Origin of the sequence: Peribacillus loiseleuriae, assembly GCF_001183985.1 — a bacterium.
GTDB lineage: Bacteria > Bacillota > Bacilli > Bacillales > DSM-1321 > Peribacillus > Peribacillus loiseleuriae.
The window spans coordinates 2,461,296-2,482,320 of record NZ_LFZW01000001.1 but is presented as its reverse complement, the minus strand read 5'-3'; the positions used below and the strand labels follow the sequence as shown (position 1 = coordinate 2,482,320).

Genomic DNA, 21,025 nt, shown 5'->3' with positions numbered 1-21,025 from the left:
TCTCCTAATCCACATAAGGGGCAAATTTTTCACTGTACACTTCAGCAGAGGACTCTATATCTACCATGTTAATCAAGTCTAGCAAATTAAAACGGCCATCATGATGCCAACCCGCTTCGGGAGAAGTCATACTGCCCAAAGCAGTTATACGTGTTACGCCTATTCTCCCTAATGACTCTGCCCAATGAAAAAGTTCTTTTGGGCTTCCAGCTATACCAATCGTTTGGAGAAAAGCACGGTGAGGCTCAATGGTAGGAATTAGGTCCTCTATTTTTTCAAAAGCAATCACTTTTATTACCCGATTTAGACAACTTGGAGTGAAGTTGATATCCTCTTCTTCGTAAACAACAGTCCAATCGTGTGTTGTATTTCCTAACACCTCTTTTTGAGAATCAAAGAATACACTCATCTCTTCTTTTTGTCGCCACGATGCTAGGGCAGCAGACTCTTCCATTGAAAGACTTCGGCGTGGATACCTTTTCTCCAAATTATCCAGTTCATGCGCCATATATCTTGCAAATTCTCTTGGCGAAACATTGCCGCCATGTTGGACATAAATAATATGGGGAGAATAACAGCCTTGCTGATCATAACGGATTACATCAAGTGCTGCTTGACGTACCGTTCCAAAAGATTTCTGTGAATCTAGGCTTGTATGTGAAATCACTCCAAAACTAATCTTATGCCCATAAGCCAAAAATCGAGAGGTAATTGGTGTTCTACTTCGAAGGGACTCTAGCGTCCCATTGCTTCCGTAACCTACTACAACATCACTTTGTTCCAATATGCAGGTTTCCCTCTCTTTGTCTCCCCCTTTCCACCAAATAACAGCAAAACAATCCGCTAATTTAGGTTCAATTTCCACTAATAATCGGGCAAACCAGCCGGCAAACAAAGGCTCCGCACTGGAGACCTTCCCAATGTTCCCTGACTTGGCCAACAATGCGGAGATAAAGCTCCATAAAGGAAGAGCTGGGACATTTCCTGACCAGATGTGGGTGATAAGATTAGGTCCGACTGCCTTTGAAAATCCACCTTTAATTCGAGGTTGAAAATCATCAAGTAGTAAGGGATTTCCCAAATCCTCAAGAACAAAACGCTGGAGTTCATGTTTACGAAACTTTTTCAAATAGGAGGTAAGACCAAGACGAATCACTTCTTCATCATATCCTGTGATAATCGGCAACTGCTGTTCCGCTTTTTGACGATATGATGTGGTACGATCAAGTAATCTATCAATCGCTTTATCTATAATGTTTAGTATCTCAACAACGGAAAAAGATTTTAAGATTTCAGTATTCGCCTTTTTAACCTTATCTATCACCTTGTTTATCTGCTCAATCGTAAGAAGTGGAATTTCTACTTCTATTTCTATATCATTTCTCTTAAAAATTAATATTTTCTTTTGAAAATCCTCTTCACCTATATCTGGTATATATCCTGCAACCTCTCTCAATTCGAAACCCCCTTTGCAGCTTTTAAAAACTCGTCCACAGCTAATGAACAGCCCTTCGCCTCTGTTCCTTGCACTCTCCCTAATAAAAGAAAACCATCATCGACCTCGACCCCTAAGTCTTCTGTTAAGATTGTAGTAACCGAGTTAAAATTAGCTAAATCGCAGTGGACGAGTACTCCTCGTTCCCCTTTCGGAACCTCTTCACCCGTTAAAGGATTAATCACTCTAGTCCTTATCCAATGCGGCCCTGATTTAACAGATGGCACACTTAGATTCCCATAATCATAAAATTGTGTGCTTAATTCTGTCATCCCATACATATTGATACCTTCAGAACGATCTACACCTAAAAAGGTGGATAGCAATTCATAAAATTCATCCAAGCTCAATTCCTTTGACTGATTTTTATATCCTCCCGTATCTAGGATTTTACTTCCTTTTGGTAAAATAAAGGTTTTTCCCATTCGTTTTAATTCATCAAACATATGTACAAAACTAAAACTGGCACCTAAAAGGGCATAAGGCTTCCCTGTTTTTTCAGCATGATCAAGTTCCTTCAGCAACCGGCCCATATTAACGCCGCTTTCAGTTATTAGATAGTGGCTATCCTCCGTACCAAACTCCCGCAAACCGAGAGCTAAGTAGTGGGCTAATGAAGAGTTAGGCATTTCTATTTCTGTTGGAAAGAGAATCCCCATACGGATTTTTTCCGTTTCCTTCATAAATCTTTTCTTGAAGTTGAAAATCATGGACTGGTCAAATACATCTAAAGTAGGGTGATAATGCTTGCCTCTTATCCCTTTTGTTGTCCCGCTTGTCATGAAGACTGCTTCTGCTTCTTCCGTTTTTGTAGAACTTAACGTTACCTCTTTAAAAGCATTAATCGGAACGGCTGGAATATCTCTCCACGACTTAACAACTCTTGGTGTCTTTCTTTTTTGAAAACAAAAGGTTTGATAAGGAAGATTATTCTGGTATTGATAAGAAAATAATTGTAAGGCATGTTCATTGAATGCATCGTCTGAGGAAAATTCATTTTGCATAAAACAAACAATATTTTTGATTACTTCTTGCTGTTTACTCATCTTAGAATCATTCCTTTCGTAGAAAATAAAAAAAGCACTTTGCATAAGCAAAGTGCATAGTAGTCCCCTATTCACAATCCCTACGCTGGCATTACCCAACAGGTTCAAACGGTCTACGACAGTTAGTCATACTCTCAGCCTGATTCCACAGACTCCCGTAATATTTATTTGTTTAATTCTATTTCTTCATCGCATTGAATGAAACTACATTTTCAATAAACATTAAATGAAAACAGAATCCCCAACTATATATAAATACCAAGGGTGATAAAGAGCAAGAACAGACATGGCTTACAGACCTCATTACACTTCTTATCTCAGGTATTATCCAGTCAAAGTAAATTAAGTATAATACCTTGCTTGAATTATCTATACTAATCGGAAAAATTCACTTAATCTTAATGGTCTGTAACTTCTATGGTTTCAAGAATAGAAATAATATTTAGATTATTATATCCTTAAGATGATCTTTTATCAACTGATCCTCACTATTGGTTCGCAACAATAAATCATTATTTTATTCAAACAACAAAAGAACCATTCATTTTCTTTTTCCTATTCAAGCTTTCTCAATGCTGGCATGAGGTTTTTTTGTTCAGAAGATAGCAAACATTTCTTTATGTTTTTGCTTAATATATCACGATTAGCCAAATGGTATGAAGTGATGGTTAAATGACTTGTTATAACGGGAATGAAATGTTTAGAAATCGTGTCACTTATGTGAGATATAGTTGATCTAATGAATCAAACGATAGGTATCAATGGGAAAAGAAGAAAAGAACGGTTGGTTCCGCTCCATCTGCTTTTTTCCCTTTGTAAGAACTTTAATTACTTTCATCACTTCTCTAAACATTTCCCTCATTATTTATCATGTGTCTTGTATAGAGTAATTATGGTCTAACAGATTCTACTGAACGTCCAAATGTGCACAATCAATCCTTCACTTAGATTCATCCTAGTATGACAATGACGCTTTATGCTTTCATTGTAAAAATAATAAACACATTCCTTTGAGCTTTTCTAATCTGTGAAAAAGAGGTGAATTATCAACCTTCTCTTTTTCTTTTAATTCATCAAAACATTTAATATACACTTTGACACTAATATAATGAATCCCTATTGGGTATAACGAGCATGAAAATGTTCAGTTGTAGCTTTGGAATAAAGTTTGATTAAAAATACCTCGAAAACCCATATTTTACGATAAATTAAAAAAATCCAATTTGAAAAAAAGATTGATCAAAATGGATTCTTTTTTAACAGATTTAAGTTTGGCTTTTCTAAAAAGTTTGATCATTTTCTACCTATGATCTCTCACAATAGCGCCCTTTTATGGAATAACGTTTATCTTTATCTATGATGAACATTATTAAACGCCTAAAAATGCCATTAAATAAAATATAAAACCCTTCATTTTTCGTCTCCTATTACTGTCGATTAAAATTTATAAATTTCCCAAAGTATTTTAATTTAACCATTCCTAAACTAAATTGTTTCGTTAATTGAACAAGATCCCTATGTATTAAATGAATATTCTATACAATTATAGTTAACATAATAATAATTATGTTAACTAGTAACCTAGTAGACATAACCCTATTTTTGTTTGTATTGTAGTAACGATTATAAGAGGTTAGCATGGAAACATATTAACTGGAAGTATTATGGTGCCTATAAAGGTTGATAGGGTTTGATAAAGACTAATGGGATATCGTTCAAACCTTATATATTAAGGGGTTAAAATCACTAAAATTATTTTATGAGGTAATAATACCCAATATTTAATCTCATTGATCTTAATTGTTGCCTTTAAAAGAAATAAAAAGAACCGATTCTCTTTTCATACTTGAGAATCGGTTGCTGGATCACTTTGATTAAATTGACAAGATAAATTCATTATACCCATCCTTATTTTTGTCCTTTTATATTCTTTATAAAATAAGCGTATTCTGGTTGAGCTTTTCCGTGTAATTCTGCTGCTTCAACTAATAACTTTATAATTTTTTTCATTTAAGATATCCCCTTCCAATATGTTGTGTCTTTATTATCTAATATTGGATACCTTTTTACAAAGCTGATGAAAACGAAAACAACGACAATGTAAGCGAGCACTATATATCTTTTTCTCGTGATTTCGTCGTTTCTCTTAATTTATTGATATATTTTAACTTTCTCCCATCAAGTGCAAATGTTCAAAATGGGATATAATGTAAAGCGGATTTTGCATCAAGTTCGCTTTACATATATTCTGAACGTTTTATGCATACTGTATATAAATCTAGTTAACATAAAGCTAATTTAAGGGGTACACCCGTTAATTGGATACGATTTTTTTATGAACGTATGATTTTGTATATTTTCTTACATTGACTGTGATTTAGCCACGATAATTGACCTTATAGGCAATAATAAAAGATCTTTCAATAGAAGACCTTTTATACTTTCTTATTGTTAAATGACACTGAACCTCTCATGACTAAAGTCACGAGGTTCTAAGGTACTTTCATTCAGCCTTCGTCTGAATGACCGAAAACGAGTTTTCGGCTAACATCAGCCACTAAGCTATTTTCCTTAGACTTTCATGGACAAAGCAACCTGTGTTGCTATTAGCGTCCTGTAGGCCCGATTCAAGACTCTTTTGTATCGAAATTTTACAAGCCAATACTACTTAATTGTTTTTTGTTCAAATGTTTCATTCGTTCCATTTCTTGTTCGTGTTGATCAAAGAAGTTGTTCCACGTTTGATTTGCTCGTCCAACATCTATTTCACGTAGATTATCTTTTGTATTCATGATTAGGAAGGCACTATACAAATCACGTTGAATATCCCCTTGTTCGAAGTGGTTCCAACGTTTTGAGAGTTTTTTCTTTACGTACGTTTGCGTGAAGTGTTCAAATTGACTGGCTTTTACTTTAGCGGTGTCAATTCGCTTTAGGGATAAGCCGAAATATTTAAGTTTATTGTCGATAATGGTAAGAAACATCGAAGGCGCACGATTCGCTATTGACTTTCTAAAACGTTTTTTTCGTTTGTATCGTCCAGTCTTTTCATTAACCTCTGTTTTCTTTGCCTTTCCTTGAAGCCCTTTGAAATTCATGGTTTCAACTCGGACATCTAAACCTAACGAGAGAATATGGTTGGCTAGAATGTTGTGCGCAAGTCTTCTCTTATCCGCTACCTTTCGGCTCAGTTCCGCTAATTCTTTTCGAGTTTTCTTGTAATTTTCACTTTGAATCCATTTCTCTCGATTTGATTTATTGATTGTGCCATCTTCCTTATATTTGTTAGGGTTATTTGCTCTACGCCTACGATCTAATTTACGCTGTAAGATCCGTCTTTTGCGTTCGTCTACGGACAAACCTTCCGATAGCTCAAGTAGCTTCACTTCATTTTCAGAAGCAATGGCGATTGTTGATGTGCCAATATCTAATCCAACACGAGCGTTTTCATCTTTGGAATCGTTCTGATTGCGTTTCTTTGGTGGAAAACCTTCTAGTACCAATTGAACGAAGTAACGATTTTTATCACGAATTTTCTTTTTTAAAAGTCGGCAATATTTGATTTTATCTTGAAGCGCAAGATGGGCGTATTCATCTCGATCTTTCATCATGACAGGCAGGATCAGCCCTAACCATTCCATGCCTTTGTTTTCGGGAAAGTAACGAAAACCAGTCTTGTTTGTCTTTTCTTCTAACGAAAAGAATTGACCGACTGAACAAAGATTGCTCATTGATACTGTCTATTGTAGTAGAAATTGTAACAGTAGGTGGAGTAAAATCATATTCTTCCCCTATGCATCCTGTTAATGTAAAAGCCAAAAATAATCCCATAAATAATTTCAAAAACCCTTTCATTTCATACCCCCTATTTTTATTGTTAGGAAATCACATCTTATAAAGTTTCACTACTTATTGAATAATCCTGCTTCGTTAGTGAAAAGCGACTGCTCTTCTTTTGCAATCGCGCCCTATAAAGGAATAACTAAAACATGATCACAAACTTAAAATCAATTAATTCTTCTTTCACTAAAGCACCCCTTTAGCACAATAAGGAGATTCACAGTATAGCGATGATATGTAGTTACCTATTGCAATAAGTTTTTAGTGACTTGGTATAGTTGGGTTTCTGTGAATCAGTTCAAATTTCTCATAAATATTATCATCAGTTCCCAGTAAAAGTGTTAATTCTTCTGGTTTTTTACGAAGCTTTTTCACTAAAGAAGAAATATTATCATCTTTAAGTGTTGTTAAGATGTCTAACTGTGCTTCACCGTGACTGTCAAAATTAGTACCTTGAATTGTTAAGGGCATAACAGAATCTCTAGGTAGATCTAAGGTGGAATCGCTAAAGTTGTGAATCGTAATAGTTGCGTACTTCTCCTCTATACTTTTATGAGATTCTTCATCATAAAAGTTTAAGCTAACTCCAAAATGTTTGGAATCATAATGATTTTCATAAGTAGCAACAGGTAGCTTATAATTAAACTCTTGAGATGAGCTGCAAGAAGCAAGAATGGAGAAGGAAGCAATTATAACTAATAGTTTAGTAAAATTCTTATGTATAAAAGTAAGCACAAAAGCCCTCCTATTTGTATGGAAATTAAACTTTTAATGAAGAAAAAGGTTAATTATGCCTCATCATTTTGATCAATCAAAGATATTTAAATGTACAGTCTAACCATTCTGTACATCATGAGTCCACTATGTATTATTAATGTGTAACGTGACAATAAAGTTGTTTAATTCTAAGTGTTATTGCACATAAGCATCCGTTTAGAACAAAAGGAAAAAACACTATTATTACTACTTAAGTTTGAAATCTAGCATGCTTCTTCCTTCGATTACTTCACCGTTTTGCCAAAGGAATTCTAAAGCATACTGATTTTCAATCATCTTTTCATCGATTGTAATAGTAAATGGTGAAATGTTAGTATCCTTTTTTTCTTTAGTAATTTCTTTATGCGTTTCACTATCAATGTGTATTAGATTTATTTCAGTAGGGTATGGTTCTATCATTTTCCAATCAATTTGAAGTTTGTCTCCTATTTCAACATCTCCAGAATGAATTTCTGGGTAATTATATGTATTCCATTCATCACAATCCATCCAACATACTTCTGCATAAGAATGGTCAAACACAAAATTATTTGTACCTTCAGAAGTCATTATTTTGATTGTAGGCAAAGCCATTGTTTCGAATTCTAGAAGAGTGTTTTTATCATTAGTATCAACAACCTTTTGATTTGTGTTTTCATTTTCATTTATTATACCTTGAGTTATTTCTTCTTTATCTTCATCATTTTTTATTCTCCTTTGTGCAAGCAATCAAGACACCAAAATGCAACATAATCAATAATATAGATAATGATTTTTTCATTTTATTTTCCCCTTTTTATAAATCTTCGCAGGAAGTGTTGTTAAACTAAAGATTGTCACTACGAGGAAAACCATTAATTCATCTTTCCCTGCCTATCCCCCTCTAAATTATACCATTTTTTCTTTTTTTCGATTAACTGGCACTTTTAATGAATTAACATGACTTGCGTTTTTAAACATCTTTATTGTAAATGGTAAATGTAACGATTTTATTTGTAATTAAACAACTTTATTGTTCGTAAACATAACGCTAAACCGCTGTTAGCTTTAATAATACAAGGCGATACCCTTTTAAAGCGATTGTTGAGGAACGTTTTTAATGATATTGGATATTTATGTTAAAAATATCATGAGGATTGTGAAAGATTACACTTAAATGGCAGGGTATATTCCACATTCTCTTGTGTAAAGAATTAATATGATTTAGCAATAAAAACAAATCAATAAGGGGGATTAGGTGTGGAGTTGCCAATCGAGACGATATGAATGGAACATGCGACTACACTCAACCTATGAATGATTGGGTTCTGTGAATTCGGCACTATAACCGATACCACTTTAATTATAATATTCCTTGACGGGAATATTCCTCATTGGTTATAATCAAATCAACAGGACGATAATACTGAGGTGAGAAACATGTCAGGGAAGATTCCGGACGTGAACATGACGACGCTGAGTGCTTTGTCTGAACCAAATCGTATGAATATCGTCGAACTCTTGCGTGAAGGTCCCCTGACCGTGGGGGAAATCGCCGACCAGCTGGGATTGAGGCAGCCCCAAACTTCGAAGCATCTAAAAGTGCTTAGCGACAACGGGATTGTGGAAGTGCAGGCCGAAGCTAACCGCCGCATCTACAAGCTCCGGCCCGATCCCTTCCAAGCGCTGGATTCTTGGATACAGTCCTTCCGGAGTGTGATGCAAGAAAGATTCGACAATCTGGATGATTATTTGAAGGAATTACAGAACAAGGAAAAGTCATAAAATCATTTCATGATCAAGGAGGAATTACAATGTCAAACAACACAATGGTATCGAGAGTAGAGAACGATCGGGTACTGGTACTGGAGCGCGTTTTCGATGCGCCACGTGATCTCGTATTCAAGATGTTTAAAGAGCCGGAGCATCTGAAACGCTGGTCGGGGCCGAAGGGCTGGGAGATTCCGGTCTGCACCGTCGATTTCCGTCCGGGAGGCGCTCGGCACTACTGTATGAAGTGCGTCGATCAGAACCTAGGTCAATTTTTTGGTATGGAATCCTGGGGTAAAGGGGTTTATAAGGAGATTATCGAGCCGGAGAAGATTGTTTACACCGATTACTTTTCAGATGCTGAAGGCAATTTGAATGACTCCATGCCGTCGACAGAGATTACAATGGAATTCATCGATTTAGGTGGAAAAACGAAGCTGATAAACCGTGCTGAATATGTGTCCGCAGAGGCCCTTAAGACCGTCATGGATATGGGCATGCTGCAAGGCATCACCGAAACTTGGGACCGTTTGAACGAGCTTGTGGAGTCGCTGAAGTAGATTAACCGTAACGCTGTTTTCAGCGTTAGTAAGGTATAGGAACATTGAGTAATTACTTATATAAGGGAGCGTAAAAATCAATGAAATATTTATCTTAATCTTCTGCAATCGGGCGCTTTAATTCAATAAGCAGCTAAAAGGATCTTCCAGCCGAAGATCCTTTTTCAGTACCTATAAAGGTGATTATGTAAACTCTTCTTGAAATAAAATAAGAGGAGTTTTTTTATCTAGCTTATTAAGCTACAGGAATGAATCATGCCATTGTACTGTAAAGGAGATTTTTGCAATTATAGGGGTTAGTCAAACAGCATTTTATCGTAAATGAAAAGAACTGAAAAATTTTTTTCAAAAATTGGAAATATCCACACGTGTGGCCCCTCATTCCATCCTTCAAGGTTTTTGAAAGTATAATCCCCCTTTTGATTAAGAAAATCGAAAGGGGGATTATGACAAAAGAAGTTCGGTCCTTTAAAAATTAATCTTATCACCCTGATTTTTGGATGTTTCCTTTATTCACGCAGCCATGCGTTTGCAAGTATCATGGCCCCTTTTGCTGCTTCTGTGTCTGCGAATTCGTTAAGCATTACAAAGTCATGAATGATACCCTGGAAGCGCACAGCAGTTACCTTTACACCAGCCTCACGCAGCTTGTTGGCGTATGCCTCTCCTTCGTCGCGCAAAACGTCGGCTTCTGCCGTGATAACTAAAGCTTCAGGAAGCCCCTTTAATTGTTCCGTTGTTGCCCGTAGTGGAGATGCAGTGATTTCAGCTCTCTGCTGTGGATCGGAAGTATACTGTTCCCAGAACCACTGCATCCCATCCAGACGCAGGAAATATCCGGTTGCAAATTGTTTGTATGATTCCGTATCAAATGAAGCATCCGTTACAGGGTAGAAAAGTAATTGCTTGCGAATAGCTGGGCCTTTTCGCTCTTTGGTCATTAGCGTAATAGCTGCCGACATATTTCCTCCAACACTGTCACCGGCTACTGTAATGTTACTTGAATCCATCCCGTGATTATCGCCTTCTTTAGCAATCCATTCTAAGGCCGTATAGACCTCTTCTATAGCAATCGGATATTTGGCTTCCGGCGAAAGACTGTAATTAGTGAACACGACCGTTGATTGTGATCCAACAGCAAGTTCCCGAACTAAACGATCATGTGTGTGTGCGTTTCCAAAAACCCAGCCTGCACCATGCGTATATAGAATGACAGGGAGATTTTCCGGGGCGTTTTCAGGACGTAATATTTTAATGGATACAGGTCCAGTTGTTTCTCCCTCAATAATAAGCTCTTCTACCTCAACCGGCAGCTTATTAACCTCTCCGGACTGTACTTCGTCTACAGCTTCCCTGCCCTTCTCCGGACCAAGATCAAACAGATACGGCGGGTTAGCGGTGTCCTCTACGAATTTTTGTGCTGCTGGCTCCAATACAACTTTACTAGTTTGATTTTGTGTCATCTTTAACTCCTCCTAAAATTTTATTAGTTCCCATTTTATATTTCTCTAAATTTACTGCGCACATGACCATGCCGTGAACAACCATAATGTAAGGTCGACCAAAACTCGGAGAATTCGTTACAAGGGACAACAAAATACTCATGAGTATATGGCGTCATACCACCATTTAGTGTAACAGGCACACACCATCGATCCGGACTAATGCCACCAAACTTTGAACCTATCAGGCTGACAATTCCGAAAACAAACAATTCTGAGCCAGCTGTTGAAAAAGAGATACAGGCTTATCCTCAGCTATACCCGAAATAATAGTAAATATAACTACCATCGTAATTAATCCAAGCAGAGCGATTCCGCCAAATACAGATTGCCAACCGAATGCATCTGCCATCTTCGAAAAGGTACGCCAATAAATTAATCCAGATTATTGAGGTGCGAAAGTTGAGTTTATAACAATGAAAACCATACTAGATCCTAATAATCCCTTATATTGTTCTCTTGACAATGATTCATCAGAAAAATATGATTTATGTAATAGAACCCACCACTCCTCTTAACAATGCGGACCAAGGTGGGTCATTTGTTTATTCAAGGAGAAATGTTAAATTGGATCCTGAAAAAGATAAATTAATAATGAAACCTCCTACTACTTTTAGAGAACAAGTAGAGTTGTATAAAAATAGAAACCTGAACATAGATAATCCTGAACATACAGAAAAAAATATCATAAAAGCGATGAAACCAATCTGTTCCATCGCTTTTGCGTTGTGTCGTATTAAGTATTAGATGTCTACACGCACAAACTTAAAAATCTCTTGAATCATGATGTTCATTTCAATCGGCATTACATCTTCATCAATTTTGGACCGAGAAAGATGCTGAGGATATGTAATACCTTTTCTCCAATAGACAACCTGGTCCTTTAATGCGATTATTTTTTCATCAAGGGCGTGCTGGCCCACATCTATATCCCCCCTTTAACAGAATTTTGTCGTGTACTTACATAACTTTTGATAAGTCAATCGTTTTTTCAATAATGATCAGTTCAATAACCGAAACAAAAATAAATATGACCGATATGGCATTGTTGCTCGGATCAAAAGTTTGTTCAATATAACCAAATGTTCGAACAGGCACTGTAATAGTAGATGGAGAGGAAACAAACAAGGTAAATGGAGATTTCCCCGAATGATGTGACCGCCGCAACTACCGCTCCCGCAATAATTCCCGGCTTAATTAACGGAAGTGTTACTTTGAAAAAAGTTTGGATGGGAAGAGCTCTTACTACTAATATACGAGGGTGGATCATATAAAACAGCTATTTGTTATCACTCAGGAAATCAGTAAAATCTAAAATTGATCTAGAATAAAATGGAATATTTTCAAAATCAATTGCTACAATGACTTTAGAGGAACAACCATATTATCCTGCAACATATAAGCAAAACGGAAGAGGTAGAGATAACTTCATTGAACAATCTTGGGATGGGTAAATCGAACAGACTCAAAATGTATATTAAGTCCAATCTATAATAAATGTTAATCATATAAAAAATGAAACAATCTTTTTTTAATTATCAAGGTGTATTACACAACTCACCCAATTTTTCTCCTGTTTTCTTCATCAGAACGCCCTTCCATTTTAACATCATCTTTTTTATATACGAGAAAATATAAGAAACTTACAAAGATTGCTCCGCCAATAGCATTTCCTAAAAATACTGGAATGATATTCAATAAAAGTTCAGTCCATGATAGGTTTCCTGAAAAGATAGCAGCTGAGATAATGAACATGTTAGCAACCACGTGTTGAAATCCTATTAATACAAAAGTCATGATTGGAATCCAAATTGCTAATATTTTACCAAAGAAATCCTTCGCTCCATAACATAACCATACGGCCATAGCCACAAGCCAGTTACACCCTATTCCTGAAACAAAAGCGACCCAAAATGGATCATTCACTTTCGTTTGCGCAGTTGAAACGGTCTTTTCTAAAAAGGCTCCCTCTGTTAGACCTATAAAATGTCCAAAAAAATAGGCAACAAACAATGCACCCAACAGATTAAATAATGCAATTAATAACCAATTACGCATTAACTGAAATAATGTAACTTTTTTTGCAAAGTAAGCTATACTCACTGTCATCATGTTTCCGGTAACCAATTCTCCTCCCCCTAATAAGATCAATACTAATCCGACTGGGAAAACAGCTGCACCTAGAAAAGTGACTAAACTTCCCCATTCATGAGGCATAGTTCCAGTTACTCGAATATAGGCAAGAAATCCGAATGCAATAAAAGCTCCGCCTAAAAAACCTAAAACTGCAAGAGATAAATTAGATAGTTTTACCTTTTCAAGACCTTTTTGTATAGAAATATCTGCAATTTCTTTTGGACTATAGTCGTTCATTATTTTCTCCTCACTTTTAACTCTAAGATTTTAACCTCTCATTTAGCTCTCTACTTTTCTAGCAATCCACAACGCATTTGGAAATTCTGTGATTCTACAAGTGAAGTCATGAAAAAAAATGTTGAAAGTTTGCTTCAATAAGTTGATTGAATGCAAAAAAGTGTCAAAGTAATATGAAATGAACAGCAAAATGGTAACAAAATTTATACTATCCAATAGAATTAACTTAGACTGTTAAGAAATATAAAAATAAATGAATACTCTATATTCTAGTTACCGTAATCACATTTACCAACATTGGAAAAAGGTACTTTCAAGGAAACTTACTTGATAAAATACCTTTTTCGTATTCAACATGCTTGACACGTTCCATAAGAACGTCAAAGGAAGAAAAATATATAAATCAGATTAGTCTGTGATCTATTGAACCTTCAAAGATTTAGCGACACTAGAACTGTACTAACAATCAATGAGGGATGAAGCTCTGAATTGATTGAATTTTCATTTTTTTGAAAGTGAGCAAAATTTACACCCTACGAAAACAGCAGTTAAATACACTAGTAAGACTTGCACCACAAATTATTGACATAAATGTTTAGACTATTCATGTATAAAAAATGACATAATAATTTCGTCTCATAATCGCCTTCTCTTTATCCAATCTACTGTCTGATAAAAATAAGTTGTTGAGAAGAATTATCTCAACAACCTATAGATACGCTTTTCGAAATATAATTTGGTTAATAATTAAAGTTTTATTTCTGCTAGGTTTATTAATCATTTATTTTTCTTCCGCTAAGGCTAATGGACGCCTTTTAGTTACTGCTACATCTCTATTTTTTTGTGAAACACCCGTTTCTATTGCAGCTTCTGCTACACAAGCAGCTACTCTAGGGTCAAATGGATCTGGAATGATATAATCAGCATAAAGCTCTTCATCAGTTATTAATTCTGCAATAGCGTAAACAGCTGCCAGTTTCATTTCTTCATTTATTTCTTTCGCTCGTACGTCCAAAGCCCCTCGAAAAATACCAGGGAATGCAAGTACGTTATTGACCTGATTTGGAAAATCTGAACGACCTGTCCCTATTACCAGTGCTCCTGCTTCCTTCGCCTCTTCTGGCATGATTTCTGGAATTGGATTTGCCATAGCAAAAATAATCGGGTCACGATTCATGGAACGAACCATGTCTTTCGTAACAGCGCCGGCTACAGACACTCCGACAAACACATCTGCTCCCACAAGAGCATCTCCCAATGTCCCAACTATTTGTTCTTTATTAGTGATATCGGCCATTTCCTCCTTAAATGGATTCATTCCAACTAGGCGACCTTCATAAATAATGCCTTTTGTATCACATAAAATGACGTCTTTTACGCCCATACGGAGAAGCAATTTAACAATTGCCACCCCAGCAGCACCGGAACCGTTTACTACAACACGAATCTCTTCTATTCTTTTGTCAACTAGTTTCAGAGCATTTAGTAATCCCGAAGTGGTTACAATAGCCGTTCCATGCTGATCATCATGGAAAATTACATACCTTTCGTAGCCGCTCTTCAATTTCAAAGCATTCAGGGGCAGCAATATCTTCTAAATTTACTCCTCCAAAAGTAGGCTCCAACAATTTAACAGCTTCAACAATCTTGTCTGGATCCGTTGTATCTAAGCAAATCGGAAATGCATCGACATCTGCAAAAGTTTTGAATAATAATGCTTTCCCCTCCATAACAGGCATAGCCGCTTTCGGTCCAATATTACCTAGACCAAGTACAGCTGTACCATTCAAAACAACAGCAACAAGATTCCCTTTCATCGTATAATCATACGCTTTTCTTTCATCTGCATGAATGCTCTGCAACCCCAGGAGAATAAGCAAGGCTTAGATCCTTCGCGTTTTGAACTTGAACTTTCGAATGTACGCCTAACTTTCCTTGCTTTTCTTTATGCTTATTTAATGACTCTTCACGTAAAGTTGACATGTTTTCCCTCTTTATTCGAATTTTCAGAAGTTTAATTAGATAAAGGAAGAAGTTTAAAAAAAAGCCCCTTACTTGGTAAAACAGTCTATATCTAATCATTTGAATCAGTATTTTTTGCTAATTCATCCACCATCAGCTTCTTTAAAATCATTTAACGTTGTAATACTTTGTTCCAATTCTTGATCCAGATGACAACCATTCAACTGCAAAACAGCCTGATCCTGATAAATGGACATGTCGTCGAACTGATATTCTTCTTATTTAATCAAAAGATTCACTTAGGAGATTGCTATCATACAGATTTGCTTCGATTATTTGTTGTTCATTTAACCATTCACGTATTGTGAATTTTGTTACGTACTAAAAAGAAAGGCTAACTCACCTGCAAAAAAACGGCCGCCAAATCAGCCTTTCACTTTAAGTAAAAAGGAATTATAATTTTTCTACCTTTTTAACATCTAACTGATGGAAGTCAGATTCAATAATCGTGTTTCTAATCTTTCGTTTCATTGGGAAATAATATAAAATGGCTGGCAAAAATAATCCTGCAGCCCAAGCTAAGTCTGCTCCATTCAGTGCTTTTGCCACTGGTCCTACGTAAAAGGAAGCATTAATAAAAGGAATCTCAGCAATGATTGATACGACAAATGCAAATGAAGCAATCCAATTGACCTTACCATACTGTCCATTAAGGTCAAATATATCTTTAACATTATATTCGCCTCGGCGCAATAGATAATAATCGACCAAGTTAATTGAAGTCCACGGAATCAAAAAATAACTCATAAAAAAGATAAAATTCAGGAAAAATTCAAGAAAATTTCCTTGTCCCATAATACATAAAATTGTTGCAAGGAATGTAATGCATAGCAAGAACCCCATCCGAACTTTTGGTGTAACTTTGAATTTAGCAAACGGTTCAATAGTCGTAACCGATGACATAAATGCACCATAAAGATTAAAAACATTAATAGCAAGTTGCCCAAAAACAATCAAAACATACATGATGATTGCAAAGCTTCCATATAGCGACGCTAAATTACTACCCGTATTATCCATGAAATTTGGAATCGCTACGGTTAATACTGCCCCTAATATCATCATCCAGACAGCTCCAATCACTGTCCCTGAATAACTGTACCAAAACGTTTTTTTAGGCGGCGTATCTACTGGAAGATATCGTGAGTAATCTGCAACATATGGGGCATAAGATAGCTGCCAAGTAACAGCAATACTAACCGCAAGAAAAAACGCTGACACGTCAATATTAGTAGGTAACCATTGTTCTTGTGGTACTGGCAATTGAAAAACAATGTAGGTCATAATCAAAAAAATAAGCAATGATGCAGCAGAAAACCATTTTTGGACTTTGTGAATTAAATCGTATCCATAAAGTGCAACTACAAAACAAATCGCACCGATTATGATGATATTCCAAGTTTGGCTAATTGGAAGTATATCACCTATGGTTTGTGCTGCAAGCAGTGTATTACTGGCGAAAAAACCTAAATAAATAAACATGACAAGGAACAAAGGTATAATTGCGCCGATCACCCCAAACTGAGCTCTACTTTGAATCATCTGTGGTATTCCCAGCTTAGGACCCTGTACAGAATGGGATGCCATAAAAATGGCACCAATGAGCGAACCAATAACGATTGCAACTACACTCCAGAACAAATTAAGTCCTAACATAATTGGCAACGACCCTGAAACAAGTGTAGTTATATTCATATTGGCTCCAAACCATATTGGAAATAAATCTTTTGCCTTTCCGTGTCGCTCATTAGCTGGAATGTATTCAATACTTCTAGTTTCAACTTTCATAGAACCCCTCCGTCTGTAATCGTTTACATTCTCTTTTAAAAAAACCATTCTATAAAGAGTGGGCAACAAATTGAAGTTCACCTTAGATTAACCTAAAAACCACATTATTTCACAGTATGATAAATAGCTATTTATCAAAGCTTTTCTAATGATAACTTTGAATAGATTTCTTTCAGATTGTCAGGTGAAAATTGAAGTTGATCTGGACTTGTCGCCTCCCAGACATGATGCTGCTCTCCATTCAGCCTCTTTGCTATTTGATTTGTATCATAAACTTTAAGATCATATACCCAATTGGCCATCATTAATGTTGCTGCCATATGGGCTCCTACCGTTGTCGTACCGCAAATATCCTTAACAAGATTCACTTGATAGTCACGATAATAAGCATCTAATACTGTAGCTAATACACAACAATCTGTAAGAACTCCTCCAATTATTAAGTGTTTAATATCTAAACCTTTAAGCATTAAATCTAAGCTTGATTCATAGAAACCGCTGTATCGGTATTTGTCCACAATGGTATCATTTTCTTGAGGCTTTATTTCATCGATAATCTCAATCGTATCCGTGCCAGAATGATAATAGATAGGCTCGCCATTTTCATTCACAGGTTCTTTATTTGCCAGACCAATAGCATCAGCTCTGCTAATATGGCGAGTGTAAATGATAGGAATCCCTTGCTTGCGGCATATATTCACAAGAGTTTTAGCGTTTTTAACAATATCATTCATTCCAACAACATCTGATGTGCCGCTTTCTTTTTGAAGATCAATCAATAGAAGAGCTGTTTTTTTCATATCCATTACGACTCACTCCTAAATACCATTTCCTCTATAAATTATGGTATTTCCAAATTTAATTTGAATGATGAAGAATTACATTACCATGTTCCAATTTTAAATTTTGATTCTGCTCAAAAGTACAGGTTTACTGTAATTAAGCAGTCTTCTCAATAACTAAATAACTTAATTCCCCAACTTTAATTAGTGTTAACGCCTCCCTAATCGGCCAATCAGAAAAGCGTTAACTCGCTCTGGTTTGCATTCAGTCATTCTTAACAGCCTAAATTTGTAACGATACACACATTCATTATCCTATCTTCAACATTATTTCAGACGACTTTCCACTCTTTAAGCTCAAGTCGACGTGCTCCCTCAACGATATGTGGATCATCTTCCGCTAGTGATAGAGCTTCTTCAAACGAATCGGCAATATACACTACAAGTCCACCTGAATCGTCCAAGAATGGTCCTCTTGCAAAAATTTTCCCTTTTTTATCAAGTTCGTCTAAATATTCGATATGGCGTGGACGTACTTCAGTATTTTTTTTTGTATCTACCATGTGTAACATCGCTGCATAGTAAGGCATACTTCTTCACTCCTTAATTCCGGTTCCAAACAATCAGCTTCATTTCTGTCATGTCTTCAACTGCATATTTCAATCCTTCACGGCCTGTACCGCTTTCCTTCACCCCACCGTAAGGCATATTATCCACACGGAATGTCGGAATATCGTTAATCATCACTCCACCAACTTGTAAATTTTCTGCTGCATCTAGCGCTGTATGTACATTGTCCGTATAAATTCCTGCTTGCAGGCCATATTTAGAGTCATTGACCAAATTAATTGCTTCTTCCACCGTTTGGATCTTGTTAATTAGAACAATTGGAGCAAACACTTCTTGGCATGACACTTTTAAGTGCGAGTCAGCATCTAATATGACGGTCGGATGAAGAATATTGCCTTCCCTAATTCCACCTGTTGCAATAGCAGCTCCATCTTGTTTTGCCTCCTCAATCCAATTGAGCGTTCTTTCAACATCATTTTGGGAAATCAAAGCGGAAACATCCGTTTCCGGATTGAGTGGATCACCTACTTTTAGTAGTTTCGTTGCTTCGATAAATTTTTCAACAAAACGATCATAGATCTCTTCATGAGCATAAATCCTTTGCAATGAGATACATACTTGTCCCTGGTTCGAAAATGCTCCCATTACACATCGAGAAATAATCTTATCAATGTCTACTCCTTTGTCAATAATAACAGCTGCATTGGATCCTAGTTCTAATGTCACGCGTTTTAACCCTGCTTTATTGCTGATACCAATCCCAACAGCTGGGCTACCTGTAAAGGTAATCATATTCACTCTAGAATCGGTGACCAACTTGTCACCTACCACTCTACCTCCACCCGTGACCACATTTAAAGCTCCTTTAGGCAATCCTGCTTCCTGCAATAGTTCGGCTATGAACAACGAGGATAGCGGTGTTTGGCTAGCTGGCTTTAGAACAATTGTATTACCTGCTGCAATGGCTGGACCTACTTTGTGAGCAACCAAGTTCATCGGAAAATTAAAAGGTGTAATTGCTCCTATTACTCCAATTGGTTCACGTACCGTGTAGGCAAGTCGGTTTTCTCCTCCTCGTGCCGCATCCATTGAAAGTGTTTCGCCATGAATTCGTTTGGCTTCTTCAGCCGCAAACTTGTAGGTTTCAATTGTTCGATCCACTTCTCCCTTAGCTGTGGTAATAGGCTTGGCTGATTCCATCGATATAATTTGAGCAGCTTCCTCTCTCCGTTTTTCAAGAAGTTGAGCCAATGTTTCCAACACTTTTGCACGTTGATGGGCTGGCATTTTGGCCATTACTTTCGCAGCTTTTTGCGCCGCATCAATAGCTTGGTCGGTTTCTTCCTCTGTTGCCATTGGGATTTCAGCTAAGACTTCGCCTGTATATGGGGAGCAAAGTGGACTATATTCTTTTGCATCGATCCATGCCCCATTAATGAGTAATTGTTTTTTTGTTACTTTATCTATCATTGTCATATTCTTTAGTCACCCTTCCCTCTTTATGTTTTTCATCTAAAGATTAGAGGCAATTTTTAAAAACCGACGATTCTATTCTTTGAAAATAATATTCTTCTAATTTTATGATTAATCCACCTTGACCAAATTTACAGCGGTTATTTTCCAATTTAGAATTCCCCTTAATAAATTCAAGAAAAGACAATATACCATTCCGTCTTTCTATAATGTTACGAATTCCTTGCTTGTAAAACCAAGCATCAATTGTATTAAAAACACCTCTATTAACTCCGTAGTTTTCATTACAAACATTAATAAAAGATAAATCCGTTAAGTGTATAGTCTCTTCTACATCTAATAGCAATTTATTCACTCCTTGCTATCTAGCACTGTATTTAGAAATTTTTTCAATGGAAAAACTTGTTACCCCTAAGAGCTAAACAAGGTTATTATTATAATATTTAGAAAATAAAGATCGCTCAATCAAATAAATTGCTTCACGTGGCTAGTGTTTTTTAGTGCTTTTTGCATAAAAACGATTTCTTCACTTAGCAAAGAAATTCGTTCTAATACATTTGCATCAACCAGTTCGTTTTGTGAACTGAAATGATCATTATGTACATAAACAGAACTTGGTGCAACGAAGGCACGGAAATAACCCGCAATTGGTTTTAACTGATTCTCAATCACTAAATAATGTTGGTACGTTCCGCCAGTAGCAACAAAGCCCATCACTTTATTTCGAAAAATCGAAGGAGGTACTAAATCAAACAAGTTTTTAAGAGCTCCTGTGAGTGATCCTTGAAATATCGGTGTTCCAATTATATAAAAATCAGCGGATGCTACGATATCAATTACTTCTTTGGTATCCCCTGTATATGTGGACGGATCACGACCATCACAAAATTGAACATTATACTTTTTCAATTCAAGCAGTTCTATTTCGATATCAGGATGATTTTTCTTTACTTCTTCCAATGCCTTTTCAATTACAACTTTTGTTTTTGAACCAGTTATTGTTCCTGAGATCCCAAGTAACTTCATTACGTTTTCCCTCCTAAAAATAGCTCCCACTTAAACAGTTATT

General features: G+C 36.3%; 18 protein-coding genes, 3 pseudogenes and 1 riboswitch. Of the genes and pseudogenes, 3 read left to right on the top strand and 18 right to left on the bottom strand.

From position 1 onward, the window contains the following. Positions 1 to 4 precede the first annotated feature (4 nt). The 6 genes from AC625_RS11545 to AC625_RS11525 form a co-directional block, all read right to left on the bottom strand. The gene (locus AC625_RS11545) at positions 5 to 1,456 is read right to left on the bottom strand and encodes an acyl-CoA reductase (protein ID WP_049681414.1); all 1,452 of its coding nucleotides are present in this window, start codon (positions 1,454 to 1,456) and stop codon (positions 5 to 7) included. After that, entirely contained in the window at positions 1,453 to 2,541 is a 1,089-nt protein-coding gene (locus AC625_RS11540; protein WP_049683703.1) for a LuxE/PaaK family acyltransferase, read from the bottom strand. Before AC625_RS11540 ends, AC625_RS11545 begins: the two co-directional genes overlap by 4 nt. 59 nt (positions 2,542 to 2,600) lie before the next feature. After that, positions 2,601 to 2,710: riboswitch (TPP riboswitch) on the bottom strand. A gap of 2,482 nt (positions 2,711 to 5,192) precedes the next feature. Next, positions 5,193 to 6,152, bottom strand: a complete 960-nt coding sequence (locus AC625_RS11535; RefSeq protein WP_053178082.1) for a hypothetical protein — start codon at positions 6,150 to 6,152, stop codon at positions 5,193 to 5,195. Further along, positions 6,133 to 6,396 (bottom strand): hypothetical protein, encoded by a 264-nt coding sequence (locus AC625_RS25125; protein ID WP_053178081.1) that lies wholly within the window; start codon positions 6,394 to 6,396, stop codon positions 6,133 to 6,135. The genes AC625_RS11535 and AC625_RS25125 overlap by 20 nt, the downstream gene beginning before the upstream one ends. A 246-nt stretch (positions 6,397 to 6,642) precedes the next feature. Beyond that, a complete protein-coding gene (locus AC625_RS11530; RefSeq protein WP_049681413.1) occupies positions 6,643 to 7,116 on the bottom strand; it encodes a hypothetical protein in 474 nt (157 codons plus the stop codon). A gap of 228 nt (positions 7,117 to 7,344) precedes the next feature. Then, positions 7,345 to 7,866, bottom strand: a complete 522-nt coding sequence (locus AC625_RS11525; RefSeq protein ID WP_049681412.1) for a hypothetical protein — start codon at positions 7,864 to 7,866, stop codon at positions 7,345 to 7,347. A 690-nt stretch (positions 7,867 to 8,556) separates the two neighbouring features. On the opposite strand from AC625_RS11525, the gene AC625_RS11520 reads away from it, so the two are divergent. Together AC625_RS11520 and AC625_RS11515 are read left to right on the top strand one after the other, a co-directional pair. Next, positions 8,557 to 8,901, top strand: a complete 345-nt coding sequence (locus AC625_RS11520; protein WP_049681411.1) for an ArsR/SmtB family transcription factor — start codon at positions 8,557 to 8,559, stop codon at positions 8,899 to 8,901. 29 nt (positions 8,902 to 8,930) lie between these two features. Beyond that, entirely contained in the window at positions 8,931 to 9,446 is a 516-nt protein-coding gene (locus AC625_RS11515) for an SRPBCC family protein (RefSeq protein WP_049681410.1), read from the top strand. Positions 9,447 to 9,955: 509 nt separating this feature from the next. On the opposite strand, the gene AC625_RS11510 is transcribed toward AC625_RS11515, so the two are convergent. Then, entirely contained in the window at positions 9,956 to 10,909 is a 954-nt protein-coding gene (locus AC625_RS11510; protein ID WP_049681409.1) for an alpha/beta hydrolase, read from the bottom strand. A 63-nt stretch (positions 10,910 to 10,972) separates the two neighbouring features. Beyond that, positions 10,973 to 11,300 (bottom strand): annotated as a pseudogene (locus tag AC625_RS28370) (MFS transporter); the annotation flags it as partial. Positions 11,301 to 11,515: 215 nt separating this feature from the next. Between AC625_RS28370 and AC625_RS11505 the strand changes: the two are divergent. Beyond that, positions 11,516 to 11,695: a hypothetical protein gene (locus tag AC625_RS11505; protein ID WP_049681408.1), complete on the top strand. Its 180-nt coding sequence runs from the start codon at positions 11,516 to 11,518 to the stop codon at positions 11,693 to 11,695. Here AC625_RS11505 and AC625_RS11500 read toward each other — a convergent pair. The 10 genes and pseudogenes from AC625_RS11500 to AC625_RS11455 form a co-directional block, all read right to left on the bottom strand. Continuing rightward, the gene (locus AC625_RS11500) at positions 11,692 to 11,871 is read right to left on the bottom strand and encodes a hypothetical protein (RefSeq protein ID WP_049681407.1); all 180 of its coding nucleotides are present in this window, start codon (positions 11,869 to 11,871) and stop codon (positions 11,692 to 11,694) included. The genes AC625_RS11505 and AC625_RS11500 overlap by 4 nt on opposite strands. Before the next feature lie 37 nt (positions 11,872 to 11,908). Continuing rightward, positions 11,909 to 12,182, bottom strand: a pseudogene (locus tag AC625_RS11495) (ABC transporter permease); the annotation flags it as partial. Positions 12,183 to 12,505: 323 nt separating this feature from the next. Further along, entirely contained in the window at positions 12,506 to 13,321 is an 816-nt protein-coding gene (locus AC625_RS11490; RefSeq protein ID WP_049681405.1) for a formate/nitrite transporter family protein, read from the bottom strand. A gap of 781 nt (positions 13,322 to 14,102) precedes the next feature. After that, positions 14,103 to 15,304: pseudogene (gene ystJ / locus AC625_RS11485) on the bottom strand (NADP-dependent malic enzyme). 432 nt (positions 15,305 to 15,736) lie between these two features. Next, positions 15,737 to 17,131: a purine-cytosine permease family protein gene (locus tag AC625_RS11480; RefSeq protein WP_049681404.1), complete on the bottom strand. Its 1,395-nt coding sequence runs from the start codon at positions 17,129 to 17,131 to the stop codon at positions 15,737 to 15,739. A gap of 134 nt (positions 17,132 to 17,265) precedes the next feature. Continuing rightward, a complete protein-coding gene (locus AC625_RS11475; protein ID WP_049681403.1) occupies positions 17,266 to 17,937 on the bottom strand; it encodes a cysteine hydrolase family protein in 672 nt (223 codons plus the stop codon). 308 nt (positions 17,938 to 18,245) lie between these two features. After that, the gene (locus AC625_RS11470) at positions 18,246 to 18,503 is read right to left on the bottom strand and encodes a YciI family protein (RefSeq protein ID WP_049681402.1); all 258 of its coding nucleotides are present in this window, start codon (positions 18,501 to 18,503) and stop codon (positions 18,246 to 18,248) included. 13 nt (positions 18,504 to 18,516) lie between these two features. Beyond that, a complete protein-coding gene (locus AC625_RS11465) occupies positions 18,517 to 19,959 on the bottom strand; it encodes an aldehyde dehydrogenase family protein (protein WP_425415444.1) in 1,443 nt (480 codons plus the stop codon). 43 nt (positions 19,960 to 20,002) lie between these two features. After that, a complete protein-coding gene (locus AC625_RS11460) occupies positions 20,003 to 20,302 on the bottom strand; it encodes a hypothetical protein (protein ID WP_049681401.1) in 300 nt (99 codons plus the stop codon). A gap of 119 nt (positions 20,303 to 20,421) precedes the next feature. After that, a complete protein-coding gene (locus tag AC625_RS11455; protein WP_049681400.1) occupies positions 20,422 to 20,982 on the bottom strand; it encodes an NADPH-dependent FMN reductase in 561 nt (186 codons plus the stop codon). Between the last annotated feature and the right edge of the window lie 43 nt (positions 20,983 to 21,025).

Excerpts from the sequence above, each read along its gene's own strand:
- AC625_RS11490 (WP_049681405.1), bottom strand. The coding sequence starts at position 13,321 with ATGAACGACTATAGTCCAAAAGAAATTGCAGATATTTCTATACAAAAA.
- AC625_RS11520 (WP_049681411.1), top strand. The coding sequence starts at position 8,557 with ATGTCAGGGAAGATTCCGGACGTGAACATGACGACGCTGAGTGCTTTG.
- AC625_RS11475 (WP_049681403.1), bottom strand. The coding sequence starts at position 17,937 with ATGGATATGAAAAAAACAGCTCTTCTATTGATTGATCTTCAAAAAGAA.
- AC625_RS11465 (WP_425415444.1), bottom strand. The coding sequence starts at position 19,959 with ATGACAATGATAGATAAAGTAACAAAAAAACAATTACTCATTAATGGG.
- AC625_RS11540 (WP_049683703.1), bottom strand. The coding sequence starts at position 2,541 with ATGAGTAAACAGCAAGAAGTAATCAAAAATATTGTTTGTTTTATGCAA.
- AC625_RS11515 (WP_049681410.1), top strand. The coding sequence starts at position 8,931 with ATGTCAAACAACACAATGGTATCGAGAGTAGAGAACGATCGGGTACTG.
- AC625_RS11470 (WP_049681402.1), bottom strand. The coding sequence starts at position 18,503 with ATGCCTTACTATGCAGCGATGTTACACATGGTAGATACAAAAAAAAAT.
- AC625_RS25125 (WP_053178081.1), bottom strand. The coding sequence starts at position 6,396 with ATGAAAGGGTTTTTGAAATTATTTATGGGATTATTTTTGGCTTTTACA.
- AC625_RS11510 (WP_049681409.1), bottom strand. The coding sequence starts at position 10,909 with ATGACACAAAATCAAACTAGTAAAGTTGTATTGGAGCCAGCAGCACAA.
- AC625_RS11455 (WP_049681400.1), bottom strand. The coding sequence starts at position 20,982 with ATGAAGTTACTTGGGATCTCAGGAACAATAACTGGTTCAAAAACAAAA.
- AC625_RS11535 (WP_053178082.1), bottom strand. The coding sequence starts at position 6,152 with ATGATGAAAGATCGAGATGAATACGCCCATCTTGCGCTTCAAGATAAA.
- AC625_RS11480 (WP_049681404.1), bottom strand. The coding sequence starts at position 17,131 with ATGAAAGTTGAAACTAGAAGTATTGAATACATTCCAGCTAATGAGCGA.